10 protein-coding genes are annotated in these 14,224 nt (G+C 34.6%); all 10 read left to right on the plus strand.

What is annotated here, in order from left to right; all coding sequences use genetic code 11:
- Nucleotides 1–23: 23 nt before the first annotated feature.
- The 10 genes from BUA03_RS10515 to hisB all read left to right on the plus strand — a co-directional run bounded on the left by BUA03_RS10515 (nt 24) and on the right by hisB (nt 14,196).
- The gene (locus BUA03_RS10515) at nt 24–686 is read left to right on the plus strand and encodes a response regulator transcription factor (RefSeq protein ID WP_066077496.1); all 663 of its coding nucleotides are present in this window, start codon (nt 24–26) and stop codon (nt 684–686) included.
- Between the two features lie 4 nt (nt 687–690).
- Nucleotides 691–2,085 (plus strand): sensor histidine kinase, encoded by a 1,395-nt coding sequence (locus BUA03_RS10520; RefSeq protein ID WP_066077661.1) that lies wholly within the window; start codon nt 691–693, stop codon nt 2,083–2,085.
- Between the two features lie 57 nt (nt 2,086–2,142).
- On the plus strand, nt 2,143–6,477 hold the full coding sequence (locus BUA03_RS10525; protein ID WP_066077499.1) for a CusA/CzcA family heavy metal efflux RND transporter: 4,335 nt from the start codon (nt 2,143–2,145) through the stop codon (nt 6,475–6,477).
- 9 nt (nt 6,478–6,486) lie between these two features.
- Nucleotides 6,487–7,602 (plus strand): efflux RND transporter periplasmic adaptor subunit, encoded by a 1,116-nt coding sequence (locus BUA03_RS10530; protein WP_066077501.1) that lies wholly within the window; start codon nt 6,487–6,489, stop codon nt 7,600–7,602.
- A 19-nt stretch (nt 7,603–7,621) separates the two neighbouring features.
- The gene (locus BUA03_RS10535; RefSeq protein ID WP_066077503.1) at nt 7,622–8,740 is read left to right on the plus strand and encodes a VIT1/CCC1 transporter family protein; all 1,119 of its coding nucleotides are present in this window, start codon (nt 7,622–7,624) and stop codon (nt 8,738–8,740) included.
- 99 nt (nt 8,741–8,839) lie between these two features.
- The gene (locus BUA03_RS10540; RefSeq protein WP_066077505.1) at nt 8,840–9,343 is read left to right on the plus strand and encodes a DUF2231 domain-containing protein; all 504 of its coding nucleotides are present in this window, start codon (nt 8,840–8,842) and stop codon (nt 9,341–9,343) included.
- A 270-nt stretch (nt 9,344–9,613) separates the two neighbouring features.
- Nucleotides 9,614–10,471 (plus strand): ATP phosphoribosyltransferase, encoded by an 858-nt coding sequence (gene hisG / locus BUA03_RS10545; RefSeq protein WP_066077506.1) that lies wholly within the window; start codon nt 9,614–9,616, stop codon nt 10,469–10,471.
- A 125-nt stretch (nt 10,472–10,596) separates the two neighbouring features.
- Nucleotides 10,597–11,889 (plus strand): histidinol dehydrogenase, encoded by a 1,293-nt coding sequence (gene hisD, locus BUA03_RS10550; protein WP_066077507.1) that lies wholly within the window; start codon nt 10,597–10,599, stop codon nt 11,887–11,889.
- Nucleotides 11,879–12,928, plus strand: coding sequence for a histidinol-phosphate transaminase (gene hisC, locus BUA03_RS10555; protein ID WP_066077509.1), 1,050 nt, complete (start codon nt 11,879–11,881; stop codon nt 12,926–12,928). The genes hisD and hisC overlap by 11 nt, the downstream gene beginning before the upstream one ends.
- Before the next feature lie 131 nt (nt 12,929–13,059).
- Complete coding sequence (hisB, locus tag BUA03_RS10560; RefSeq protein WP_066077511.1) at nt 13,060–14,196, plus strand: bifunctional histidinol-phosphatase/imidazoleglycerol-phosphate dehydratase HisB; 1,137 nt, start codon at nt 13,060–13,062, stop codon at nt 14,194–14,196.
- Nucleotides 14,197–14,224: the final 28 nt, after the last annotated feature.

Genomic DNA, 14,224 nt, shown 5'->3' on the forward strand with positions numbered 1-14,224 from the left:
TAAATTTACAAAAAAAGTATAAAATGCACATATTAATTGTAGAGGATGAAGCGGGTATTGTTCAGTTCATCCAGCAAGGATTAGAAGAAGAAGGTTATACGATTACCAGTGCCTCTGATGGCTTAATGGGTTTTCAGTTAACTCAAAAAGAGAATTTTGATCTTATTTTGCTGGATTGGATGCTTCCAAAAATGACTGGTTTAGAATTGTGTAAAGCCATTCGATTGAAAAACAGCAGTACTCCAATTATATTTTTGACTGCTAAAGATACGATTCAAGAAACCATTGAAGGACTCAAAGCAGGCGCTAACGATTATATAAAGAAACCGTTTAGTTTTGATGAATTAGTGGAACGGATTAAAATTCATTTTAGAAGCCAAAAGGAAAATGAAATGCTTACTCTTGGTACGATTGAAATAGATACCGTCAAACATCAGGTTTTAGTCAATAAAAACGAAGTAGCACTAACACAACGTGAATTTGAACTACTAGGTTATTTAGTAAAAAACAAAGGAAAAGTATGTACCAGAACTCAAATTATTGAAGATGTTTGGCACATTCATTTTGAATATGACACTGGCGTTATCGATGTTTTTATAAATGCCATACGCAAGAAATTAAACTTAAAAATAGAAGAAGATTATATAAAAACCGTTCGCGGTATAGGTTATATTGCTAATGACTAAAAAAATGCCACAACTTTCCTTTAAAAATCGAATTGCTTCACATTATATTATAACTACTGCATTATTAATTTTTGTAGTTTTTTTTATTATCTATTCTATTGTTAAATTTAGTGTTTACAGCCATGTAAATACTGATATTAGTTTTGAAGTGGAGAAACATCTTACTGAAATTGAAGTTGTAGATAGTAGTTTTCATTTGATTCATGAAGAAGAGTGGAAGGAACGGGAGCACAATACACTTGATGTAAATCCAGTATTTATTCAATTTATTGATAAGAAAGGAGTTGTGATTGAAAAATCTCCCAATCTCAAAAAACAAACTCTGACCTATTTTGCTGAAAAAGTTGATAATGAGGTTTTTGACACAAAATTAGAAACGAACACTATTCGTCAAATTCAGGTTCCCATTTATCAAAAGACCAAGGTAATTGGTTATATACTAGTAGCAATGTCACTAGAAGATGCCTCGCTAGTTCTTAATAATTTATCTGAAGTACTGATGATTGCGTATCCATTAATTTTGATTTTGCTGTTCTTCATTGCTCGTTTTATTGCAGGAAGAAGTATCAAACCCATTAGTGCTATTATTAATACTTCCAATATTATTACCAAGGACAATCTGACTTCTCGAATTCCGATGCCTCAAAATAGAGATGAACTTTTTGTTTTGTCACAAACAATCAATAATTTATTAGACCGAATTGAAACCGCCGTTGAGAGAGAAAAACAATTTACTTCAGATGCATCTCATGAACTAAGAACTCCTTTAACCGTAATAAAAGGCACTTTGGAGGTTTTAATACGAAAGCCAAGAGATGCTGCTGAATACGAAGAAAAGATTAATTTTTGTGTAAAAGAAGTAAATCGGTTGAATCATTTAGTAGATCAGCTTCTCCTATTGGCGCGATTTGAAAACCAAAAGCAAACCTTAAAAATTGAAAAAGTATACTTGAATGCTATCTTTTTAGACACTATTGCTCGATCTTCTTCCACCATCCAATCCAAAAAAATTACTGTTTCAGCTGAATTTTCCCAAGATTATTTTATAGAAACAGACAGTTATTTATTTTCAATTATAATTAACAACCTGATTTCAAATGCGCTGAAATATTCTAATTCAGATGACAGTCTAACCATTAAAATAGTAAACAATGGTGCTAAGATTGAATGCCACATCATTGACTCGGGCATTGGAATACCTTCAGAGGATTTAGAAAGAATTTTCAATCAATTTTACCGTTCAAAATCAAGTGATCACCCTGAAATTAAAGGAACCGGTTTAGGGTTATCCATTGTTAGAAGATTATGTTCATTACTCAACATCACAGTGGCAATTACTAGTCAAGAGAATAAAGGTACGACCGTAATTTTAAGTTTATTTGAAGCAGACCTTAAGTAGTTCTTAAGGAAATCCTTATCTTTAGGCCTTACTTTTGAAGTATAAATAAGATAAAAAATGCTCGAAAAAATTATTGCTTTCAGTCTAAAGAATAAACTAATTGTTTTGCTTTTCACCCTTGGAGTTTTTGGATTTGGTTTGTACTCCGTATTCCAAATTTCCATTGGCGCCGTGCCCGATGTAACTAATAATCAGGTTCAGGTAATTACTACTTCACGCAATCTTTCTACTCAGGACATTGAACAGTTTATTACGTATCCCGTAGAAATAGAAATGGCAAATCTGCCTGGTGTAAAGGAAATCCGATCGATCTCTAAATTCGGCTTGTCTGTTGTGACCATAGTTTTTGAAGATAACCTGGGGACGTATCTGCCCAGACAGCTCATCGCTGAAAAAATTAAAGCCGCGTCTGAAAAAATTCCACAAGGTTTTGGCACACCAGAAATGGGTCCTATCACAACAGGACTTGGGGAAATCTACCAGTATACGTTAGAAGTTAAACCAGAATTCAGAGGTAATTACACGGTAACTGATTTGCGAACAATTCAGGATTGGGTAATAAAACGCCAATTATCCGGTATTAAAGGGGTTGTCGAAATTAATACATGGGGCGGTTATTTGAAGCAATATGAAATTGCAATCAGTCCGGCGCGATTAAAAGCGATGAACATTACTACGGCTGCTGTTTTTTCGGCACTTGAAAAAAACAATAGTATTGCTGGAGGCGCCTACATCGAAAAAGTAAATCAAAGTTATTTCATAAGAGGAGAAGGTAAAGTAAATGCTCTCGAAGATATTGGTAATATTGTAGTAAGTAATACCAGTGGATTACCGGTGTATATAAAAAATGTGGCCGACGTTCGTTTTGGTCATGCCAACCGTTTTGGAGCTATCACTGGAAATGGAGAAGGAGAGAAGGTTTTGGGACAAGTGATGATGCTTAAAGGAGGAAACTCCAAGCAAGTAATAGATGATGTAAAAAATAGAGTTGCTGAAATTCAGAAAACACTGCCTGAAGGTGTTTACATTAATGGTTTTTTAGAACGTAGCGAATTGGTTGGAAAAACAACATTCACTGTTGCCGAAAACCTAATTTTAGGATGCTTAATCGTAATTTTCGTTGTTATTTTGTTACTGGGTAATTGGCGTTCTGGACTAGTAGTAGCTTCAGTAATCCCATTGTGTTTATTATTCGCAATTTCGTTTATGAATATTTTTGGTATCGATGCGAATTTAATGAGTTTAGGGGCCATTGACTTTGGAATTATTATCGATGGAGCTGTAATTATCGTTGAGTTTATTGCTTTTCAAATAGCCAGCAAGTCAGCACACTTAGTAAATCTACCCAAAGAAGAACGTCAATTAGAAATAGATCAAATTACGTATAAAAGTGCTTCTAAAATGATGAATTCGGCTATTTTCGGTCAGTTGATTATTCTTATCGTTTTCATACCTATTCTATCGCTTTCGGGAATCGAAGGTAAAATGTTCAAACCTATGGCAATGACTTTTAGTTTTGCTTTATTGGGTGCAATGATCTTTTGTTTTACTTATATTCCGGTTGTTTCTTCTTTATTTTTGAAACCAAAAGTAGAAAATCCAAATTCGTTATCGAGCAAATTAATCCGTAAACTTAACTCTTGGTATTTACCCATTATTACTTGGGCAATAAGCAATACTAAAAAAGTATTGTATGGAGCTTTAGGATTATTATTGTTGGCTGTTGGATTATTTGCAACGATGGGAGGAGAATTTATTCCAACATTAGATGAAGGTGATTTTGTAATTCAGCCCGTTTTGAAAACTGGAACTTCGTTGACAAAAACGATTGCTACAACTACAAAAATAGAAAAAATAATTCTCAAAAAGTTTCCCGAAGTCACACAAGTTGTCAGTAGAATTGGCGCAGCTGAAGTACCAACAGATCCAATGTCTATGGAGGAAAGTGATGTTATCGTCAAATTAAAACCAAAATCAGAATGGACTTCGGCTTCCACAAAAGATGAATTGGCCGACAAAATTAAAGCAGCTATTGAAAAAGAAATTCCAAATATGGAAATCGAATTTACACAGCCTATTGAAATGCGATTTAACGAATTAATTTCCGGAACACGCTCGGATGTAGCGGTTAAAGTCTTTGGCGAAGACTTAAATATTTTAGCACAAAAAGCGCATGAAATAAAAAATGCAATTGCAAAAGTCGAAGGTGCATCAGATATAATTATAGAAAAAACAGAAGGTTTACCGCAAATGTCAGTGGTGTACGATCGTTCTAAAATTGCTCGTTACGGTTTAAATATTTCTGATTTAAATGAAATGATTGCTCTTGGCTTTGCCGGAAAAACAGTAGGAAATGTATTTGAAGGAGAAAAACGTTTTGATATGGTAATACGCTTAGATCAAGCAAATCGGCACGATATTGAAGATTTACGTAATTTATATGTTCCAACACCGAACGGACAACAAATTCCGTTGAGCGAATTAGCGTCAATCGAATATACAGAAGGTCCTGCAAAAATTTCAAGAGACAACACCAACAGAAGAGTTGTAGTGGGAATTAATGTTAGAAACCGAGATCTGCAAAGCGTGGTGACTGATATTCAAAAAATTGTAGCAACCCAAGTAAAGCTGCCAGCGGGATATTATGTGAAATATGGTGGGCAATTTGAAAATTTACAAAGTGCCAAAGCCCGTTTGATGGTTGCAGTTCCCATCGCTTTATTTTTGATTTTTATCCTTTTGTATTTCGCATTTGGATCTGTAAAGGAAGCCTTAATGGTGTATTCCGCGATTCCTTTGTCGGCAGTGGGTGGGGTTCTATTTTTATGGATGCGAGATTTGCCATTCAGTATTTCGGCAGGTGTAGGATTCATAGCCCTTTTTGGAATTGCAGTGCTAAACGGAATTGTGCTGATTGAACATTTTAAAGAATTAAAACACCAAGGCATGAAAGATATCGATGCATTAATTTTAAAAGGAACTACAGATAGGTTGCGTCCAGTTTTATTAACGGCAGCAGCAGCAGCACTAGGATTTTTACCAATGGCAATTTCATCATCTGCAGGAGCAGAAGTGCAACGGCCATTAGCAACAGTCGTTATTGGTGGATTGTTTACCGCAACGATTTTAACCATGATCGTTTTGCCAATATTGTATAAAGTTTTTGATAGTATCGCCCTTAAAAAAGCGAAGTTTAAGAAACATAGTAGCGCAACCTATATAATTTTATTTTTATTGAGTTCTTCTTTGGTTTTTTCACAAAATTCTAATCCAGAATTAGAAGGTCTCCTGTCCAAAGCAATTCAAAATAACAGAGGAATAAAGGCGGCTCAATTGCAAGTGGATAAAACAAAAGCCAATATTAAAACGGCAAATACTTTTGACAAAACTAATATTTATTATAGTTATGATCAAAATAATTTAGCATTGAATAATGCTCCATTGCGCGTTTTTGGAGTGCAACAACGGTTTGCTTTTCCTACAGTATATGGGGCGCAGAAAAAGGTATATTCCTCCGAATACGAGAGGGAAAAAGCTAATTTTGATATTCAGAAAAACAAGCTTTCTTTATCCGTTTCTAAATCGTATCAGCATATCGTTTATTTGCAGCAGCAGGAAAAACTGTATCAGTATTTAGATAGTTTGTATCAAAATTTTTCTAAAGCGAGCGACAGACGTTTTGAGTTAGGAGAAACTAATTATCTGGAGAAAATTACGGCTCAAGCTAAATTTCGCCAAATAAAAACTAAACTTTCACAAATAGATAAAGATAAAAAAGCGCAGTATGAACTGTTGCAATCCTTGCTTCAAACTGATGAGGAAATAGTTATTAGAAGCAATATTATTATTCCATTACACACTTTGACTAACCAGTCAAGTAAGTCATTTTATACCACATATTTAGAGAGTATTACACAAAATTATCAAAGTCAAATTAAGCTTCAAAAGCAGCATTGGCTACCCGATATTAATTTTGATTATTTTCAAGGAAAAAATAATGGATTATCACAATCTTTATATGGATTCCAAGTTGGTTTAGCAGTACCCATATTATTCTCTGGAACAGTTTCTAAAATAAAAGTTGCACAACTAGAATTACAAAGTTGGGAGCAACAAAAGCAAAATGAAGAGTTGAAAATAGAGCGGTACCTAAGTCAAAAAAAGAACGAGTTAGCCAAGCATCAAGAAGCAATAAATTATTACAATCTGTATGGAAAGAAATTATCAGACGAGATCATTAAAGTTGGAAATAACAGCTACAAACATGGCGAGATTGATTTCTTTCAATACATTCAAAGTTTAGAAAATGCTACTACCATTCAAGTGGACCATTTAGAAACTGTTCTTCAATTCAATCAAACCCAATTAGATTTGCAATATTTAAACTTTTAAATTAAAACAATGAAAAAATCACTATATATTATCACTCTGTCTCTTGTCTTGTTCGCTTGTAAAGAAGCAAAAACAGAAGTAGTAGAACAAAAAGACAATGGGTTGATTGCGGTGACCGCTGCCCAATTCCAGTCTTCAAGGATGGAAATTTCAAGTCCAATAGAACATGATTTTGATGTAACGGTAAAAGCAGCTGGAAAAATTGATGTTCCGCCACAAAACCGGGCTAAAGTAAATACTTTTATGGGTGGTTATGTGAAATCAACAACACTTTTAGTTGGAAATAAAGTAACTAAAGGCCAAGCTTTGTTAACGTTGCAAAGCACAGAATTCCTTGATATTCAAAAGGAATATATGGAAGTGGCGGAGCAAATTACTTTTTTAAAGTCTGAATATGACCGTCAAAAAACATTATATGATGAAAAAATAACTTCCCAAAAAAACTACTTAAAAGCAGAGAGTGAGTTCAGAAGGGCCAAAGCAATGCATCAAAGTTTGCGAGCCAAATTAGTACTTTTAAACATTAATCCGAAAAATGTGGAGAAAGGAATTTTAACTTCGATAATTACTATTTTTTCTCCAATAACGGGAGATATTGTCATTATGAATGCTAATGTGGGTATGTATGTCTCTCCTTCTGATGTGATTTTAGAAATTGTAGATACGGATCATTTGCATTTAGAATTAGGTGTTTTTGAAAAAGATATCTTAAAAGTTAAAATTGGACAAAAGATCCTTTTTAAAGTTCCAGAAGCTTCTCCAGAGTTCTTTAATGCTGAAGTCCATTTGGTTGGTAAATCAATTGAAGGAAATGATAGAACAATCAATATTCACGGGCATTTAGACGATGCTATTAAGCAAAAATTATTGACCGGAATGTTTGTTGAAGCTGAAATTGTGACAAATTCCAAAAAAGGTTTGGCCATTCCATCTCAAGCATTGATAACGGAGAATAACAAAAATTTCGTACTTTTAGTAGCTGAGGAAAAAAACGGGTACTCTTTTAAGAAAGTAGGCGTGACAGTAGGCGAAAAGTCTGAAAATTTTGTTGAAATACTACCAAGTGCAAACATTACAACCTCAGCGAGAATTTTAACAAAAGGGGCATTTGATTTATCTAAATAATCATTAAACAAGGACAAAAATGGATTTAAACAAACTAAAAGATCAATTGCAAACGGAAGTCGATACCGCCTTTTTATACGATAGTATTGCTGAAATTCAGTCTGATGATGCGCTTACAAGAGTGTTGCGTAGCCTTAGCGAAATTGAAAAAGGTCATGCGAAACACATGCATGATAAAGTGTTGACATTCGAACCAGAGTATAAAATGCCTTCGCCTTCTTCTAGAGCCAAGTTTCAATTAAAACTGGGTAAAATATTTGGTTACACCTCCATCATTAGCAGTCTTTCAAATATAGAGAAGCAGTTTGCAGCAAATGCAATTAAAAATAAAATTAAAAGTGGAGAAAAGCCTACAGGATTTGAGCACAATCATCTTAATATCATTGAAGCCGTAAATAATAATGCCGCACTTAATGTTTCCGGTGGCTTGCTGTCTAAATTTGAAAGTCGACATAAATCAGTAGGAGGAAATGCATTGCGGGCATCTGTTTTAGGCTCTAATGATGGCTTAGTTTCCAATATGAGTTTAGTAATGGGAGTAGCTGGGGCAGCGGTTTCAAACAATACGATTTTGTTAACAGGTAGTGCCGGACTTTTAGCTGGAGCTATTTCGATGGCCTTAGGCGAATGGCTTTCGGTACAAAGTTCGAGAGAATTAAACCAACGCCAAATTGATTTGGAAACTGAAGAATTAGAAGCTTCACCAGAAGAAGAAAAAAAAGAATTGGTTTTACTATATCAAGCCAAAGGAATGAATGCTATCGAAGCACAAAAATTGGCCGATAAAGCTTTTGAAAATCCTCAAACGGCAATTGATGCTATTATAACAGAGGAATTAGGTATCGATAAAAATGAGTTAGGTGGATCAGCTTGGGAAGCCGCAACGGCTTCTTTTATTCTTTTCGCCATTGGAGCCATAATCCCTTTGTATCCTTTTATGTTTTTAGATGGAAAAAATGCAATATTACTAAGCGTAGGTAGCAGTGTTATTGGACTATTTGGTATTGGAGCAGCTATCACGTTATTGACTGGAAAAAGCATTTTGTTCTCCGGATTCAGACAAGTTGGGTTTGGGTTGGGAGCAGCAGCAATAACATACGGTATAGGCTCTCTGATTGGAGTTTCATTGGCGGGATAAACCAGCAATTAGCGGTCTGTAGTGCTTAGCGAATGAAGAAAATTAGATAATAATAATAATAATACACTTTGAATTTTTAAAACTTAAATAAATTAGGACATGAATGACGCTCATATACATTTGGTGGTAAACCATTTTCCGATTATCGGAACCATCTTTGGACTTGGAATTTTAGTAGTTGGATTACTTCTAAAAAACAATGCTGTTAAAAATACAGCTTATGTTTTGTTTGTAATTGCAGCTATTTTTGGCTTCTTTAGCATTGCAACTGGTGAAGGTGCAGAAGAAATAGTTGAAGACTTTCCTGGAATTGGCAAAGCTATAATTCATGAACATGAAGAAGTAGCAGAGAAATTAGCGTTGGTCTTGTACGCACTAGCCCTTATTTCTGTTTTTGGGATTTACACTAATGTGAAAAATAAAACTAAAGCCACTTTAGTTTCCTACATCGCTTTAGGTATTGCTTTGATTGCCGTTTATTTTGCGCAGCAAACAGGAACTTCAGGAGGAGAAATTCGTCATACTGAAATTAGAAATGATAGTACTTTTTCTCCTATTGGGAATACAAACGCTGCTGATGCAAAGGAAAAAGAGAACGACTAGTATTAATTTAACAAAAATATAAGTTTAAGTTAAAATAAAAATTGCTTTGTAAATATTTAATAGACTATATTTGCACAAGTATAAAAAAAGATTACAAAATGTTTACAAATCAATTGCATCATCATCATTTCCATTATTGCTCTCAAGCGATGTGTTAATGATATGTGTGTAAATCATCATATTCTAAAAACCCGTTTGAGTACATCAAACGGGTTTTTTATTGCCCAATGTTTGTACTCAATCAAAATATTTTAAACAAAAAAAAACAAAATGAGTACATTAAAAATTGCAATTCAAAAATCAGGACGTTTAAACGAAGACAGCATTCAAATTCTTAAAGATGCAGGTATTTCAATCGACAATGGTATAGACCAGTTAAAAGCCGAAGCATCAAATTTCCCATTAGAGGTTTTGTATTTAAGAAATTCAGATATTCCTCAATATCTAATTGACGGAGTTGTAGATATTGCCATAGTTGGGGATAATTTGCTAGTAGAGAAAGGAAATGATATCGAAGTTATACAAAAACTAGGTTTTTCAAAATGTAAAGTATCTGTTGCTGTGCCTAAAGCATTTGATTACAAATCGGTTCAAGATTTAAACGGAATGCGTATTGCCACTTCTTACCCTAAAACAGTACTTGATTTTTTCAATTCCAAAGGAGTGACGGTCGATATTCACCAAATATCAGGTTCAGTAGAAATAGCGCCAAACATAGGTTTAGCAGACGCTATAGTTGATATTGTGTCTAGCGGAAGTACTTTATTCAAAAATAATCTTAAAGAAGTAGAAGTTATTTTTAAAAGTGAAGCAGTTTTAGCGGTTTCACCAAAAGTAACACCAGAATCTCAAAAAATAATCGATACTTTAAAATTCAGAATCGAATCTGTTTTAAGAGCAAGGAAATCAAAATACATTTTGATGAACGTTCCTAATGACAAGATTGAAGCAGTTGGTAAAATTCTTCCTGTATTAAGAAGTTTAACCGTGTTACCATTAGCACAAAAAGGATGGAGTAGTGTGCACTCTGTGATTGATAAAGACACTTTTTGGGATGTTATCGATCAACTAAAAGAAGCTGGTGCCGAAGGAATCTTAATTTGTCCAATCGAGAAAATGGTATTGTAATATACGATCTCCGAAATTGGAACTTAGAAATCGAAGTTGATAGCTTTAAGTTATAAAAAACAAGCAATACTATTCTTTGCGAACTTTGCGAAACCTTTGCGAACTTTGCGGTTAAACACAACAAAATGAATAAAATATACAATCCAAAACCAGAAACGTGGTCCGCTATTTTAGAACGGCCAACCAAAACTGTAGATGATATTGAAGCTACGGTAAAAGAAATCTTTAAGGAAGTTCAGAAAAAAGGGGATGAGGCCATATCCAAATATACGTCGCTGTTTGATGGCGCTTCCATTGCAAATATTGAAGTTTCGACAGCGGAGATTGAGGCGGCTGTTGCTACTGTCTCCGATGAATTAAAAGAAGCGATTGTATTGGCAAAAGCAAATATTACCAAATTTCACACGGCTCAAAAAACAGATCGGGTTGAAGTAGAAACAACCGAAGGAGTAAATTGTTGGCAAGAGAAAAGACCGATTCAAAAAGTAGGATTGTATATTCCAGGAGGAACAGCGCCACTTTTTTCAACCGTATTAATGCTCGCAGTTCCTGCAGAAATTGCAGGTTGTAACCAAATTGTACTGTGTTCGCCACCGGATAAAAACGGAAACATAAATCCAGCAATCTTGTTTGCTGCAAATTTATGTGGAGTTACAAAAATTTTAAAAGTAGGTGGGATTCAAGCCATTGCTGGAATGACTTTTGGAACAGAAACGATTCCAAAAGTGTACAAAATCTTTGGTCCAGGAAATCAATTTGTAACAGTTGCAAAACAATTAGCCACACAATTTGGAGTAGCTATTGACATGCCTGCTGGACCATCTGAATTATTAATTGTGGCTGATGACACTGCAGTTCCCGCATTTGTAGCCTCTGATTTATTGTCGCAGGCAGAACACGGAGCAGACAGTCAGGTTATTTTGGTTTCGACTTCTAAGAAATTAATGGATGCGGTAGAAAAGGAAGTGCAAATTCAAATCGAGGCTTTACCTAGAAAAACCATTGCCGAAAAAGCGATTGCCAATTCCAAATTAATTTTTGTTGAAAACGATAAAATCGCATTGGATTTAATCAATGAGTATGGACCAGAACACTTTATAATCTGTTCTGAATTTGATGATTATTACAGTAATGGCGTTTGTAATGCAGGATCTGTTTTTATTGGAAATTTCACTCCTGAAAGCGCGGGTGATTATGCATCAGGAACCAATCACACCTTACCAACGAACGGCTACGCTAAAAATTACAGTGGTGTCAATTTAGACAGTTTTACAAAAACGATGACTTTCCAAAAAATATCTGAAAAAGGAATACAAAATATTGGAAAAGCAATCGAAATTATGGCTGATGCCGAAGGGTTGCAAGCACACAAAAATGCAGTTACATTACGATTAAAAGCACTTGAAGATGGGAAATAGTTTTGATATCAATAATTTGGTTCGAGAGAATGTAAAATCAATGAAGCCGTATTCCTCTGCTCGTGATGAATTTGAGGATTTTGATACTGCTGATATGATTTTTTTGGATGCCAATGAAAATCCGTTTGAGAATGGAGTAAATCGCTACCCTGATCCGCAACAAATGAGTGTAAAATCTGTTTTGGCAAAACAAAAAAATGTAAAAACGACTCAAATTCTGCTTGGAAATGGCAGTGATGAAGTGCTGGATTTACTGTTCCGAGCTTTCTGTGAGCCAAAAACAGATAATGTGATTACATTACCACCAACGTACGGAATGTATGGCGTTTTGGCCACTATCAATGCAGTTGAAAACAGAGAAATTTTACTTTCAAAAGATTTTCAACCAGAAATTGAAAAAATCGTCGCTGCCATAGATGAAAATACAAAAATGATCTTTTTGTGTTCTCCAAATAACCCAACCGGAAATTCATTTTCAGATGAAGGAGTTGCCTATCTTTTACAAAATTTCAATGGTTTGGTGGTCATTGACGAAGCGTATATCGACTTTTCTAAAAAGGACAGTTGGATCAATGAATTAGATGAATATCCTAATTTAGTAATCACTCAAACGCTGTCAAAAGCGTATGGTTTAGCAGGGATAAGATTGGGAGTTTGTTACGGTTCTGCAACTGTAATTGCAGTTTTAAATAAAATTAAACCACCGTATAATGTAAATGAATTGACTCAAAGACGCGCTTTGGAGCGATTGGATGATATTGCTAAAGTAACAAGTGAAATCACTTCTATTATAGCACAAAGAGAAGAATTACTTAAAGTATTGCTTGATGTTAATTATGTAGAAAAAATTTATCCAACTGAAGCCAATTTTATTTTGGTAAAAGTAGATGATGCTAATAAAAGATACGCTGAATTAATTGCCAAAGGAATTGTAATTCGAAACAGAACAACACAACCACTTTGCGAAAATACGTTGCGTTTGACTGTTGGAACCGAAATAGAAAACAAAAAATTAATAGAAGCTTTAAAAGAAATTTAAATGCTAATTGAAGCAAATTTCTACAGATTCTTAAATTTTCTATTTTAGACTAATTTTTTAGTCTTCTTTCGGGAATTGAAATAAATTAATTTGTAAAAATCTGTGAAATCGGTGTTTCAAAATAAAATAATATGAAAAAAGTCCTTTTTATAGATCGTGACGGAACAATGGTTTTAGAACCAAACGATTACCAACTTGACAGTTTTGAAAAATTAGAATTTTATCCGAATGTTTTTCAGTATTTGGGTAAAATTGCTTTGGAACTGGATTTTGAGCTGGTTATGGTAACCAATCAAGACGGTTTGGGAACTGATTCGCATCCAGAAGCAGGCTTTTGGCCCGTTCACAATTTAGTTATGAAAGCATTCGAAAATGAAGGAGTTGTTTTCAGTGAAGTGCTAATTGACAAAACCTTTCCGCATGAAAATGCACCCACACGCAAGCCAGCAACGGGTTTACTTTCAAAATATATTGGCAATCCAATATACGATTTAGAAAACTCATTTGTAATAGGAGATCGAATTACAGATGTAGAATTGGCCAAAAATTTAGGTGCAAAAGCAATTTTTATCAATACGGACGAAGCATTAGGAGGAGATGAAATCGCGTCAATAAGAGAAGAATTAGACGCAGTTATTGGATTACAAACCACGGATTGGAAAGTGATTTACGAATTTCTAAAATTAGAGGAACGTTCCGCCACCATTTCAAGAAAAACAAATGAAACCGATATTTACATCATCCTAAACCTAGATGGAACTGGGAAAAGTAAAATTGAAACCGGAATTGCTTTTTTTGATCACATGTTAGACCAAATTGCCCGTCACGGACAAATGGATCTAGAAATTCTTGTAAAAGGAGATTTAGAGGTTGACGAGCACCATACAATAGAAGATACTGCCATTGCGCTTGGTGAAGTTTTTGCCAAAGCATTAGGCAATAAATTAGGAATTGAACGTTATGGTTTTTGTTTGCCAATGGACGATTGTTTGGCACAAGTTGCTATTGATTTTGGTGGAAGAAACTGGTTGGTTTGGGAAACCGACTTCAAACGAGAAATGGTTGGTAAAATGCCAACGGAGATGTTTTTTCACTTTTTTAAATCATTCTCAGATGGTGCAAAAGCAAACATCAACATCAAAGCCGAAGGTACAAATGAGCATCACAAAATTGAAGCTATTTTCAAGGCTTTCGCCAAAGCGATAAAAGTTGCTGTAAAGCGCGATACCGAAAAAATGATTTTACCAAGTACAAAAGGAATGCTGTAGCCCCCTAACCCCTGGAGGGGGAACTAAA

Origin of the sequence: Flavobacterium fryxellicola, assembly GCF_900143245.1 — a bacterium.
GTDB classification, from domain to species: Bacteria; Bacteroidota; Bacteroidia; order Flavobacteriales; family Flavobacteriaceae; genus Flavobacterium; species Flavobacterium fryxellicola.

Coding starts and splice junctions, on each gene's coding strand:
- hisC (WP_066077509.1), top strand. CDS start 11,879: ATGGGAAATAGTTTTGATATCAATAATTTGGTTCGAGAGAATGTAAAA.
- hisG (WP_066077506.1), top strand. CDS start 9,614: ATGAGTACATTAAAAATTGCAATTCAAAAATCAGGACGTTTAAACGAA.
- hisD (WP_066077507.1), top strand. CDS start 10,597: ATGAATAAAATATACAATCCAAAACCAGAAACGTGGTCCGCTATTTTA.
- hisB (WP_066077511.1), top strand. CDS start 13,060: ATGAAAAAAGTCCTTTTTATAGATCGTGACGGAACAATGGTTTTAGAA.
- BUA03_RS10530 (WP_066077501.1), top strand. CDS start 6,487: ATGAAAAAATCACTATATATTATCACTCTGTCTCTTGTCTTGTTCGCT.
- BUA03_RS10535 (WP_066077503.1), top strand. CDS start 7,622: ATGGATTTAAACAAACTAAAAGATCAATTGCAAACGGAAGTCGATACC.
- BUA03_RS10520 (WP_066077661.1), top strand. CDS start 691: ATGCCACAACTTTCCTTTAAAAATCGAATTGCTTCACATTATATTATA.
- BUA03_RS10540 (WP_066077505.1), top strand. CDS start 8,840: ATGAATGACGCTCATATACATTTGGTGGTAAACCATTTTCCGATTATC.
- BUA03_RS10515 (WP_066077496.1), top strand. CDS start 24: ATGCACATATTAATTGTAGAGGATGAAGCGGGTATTGTTCAGTTCATC.
- BUA03_RS10525 (WP_066077499.1), top strand. CDS start 2,143: ATGCTCGAAAAAATTATTGCTTTCAGTCTAAAGAATAAACTAATTGTT.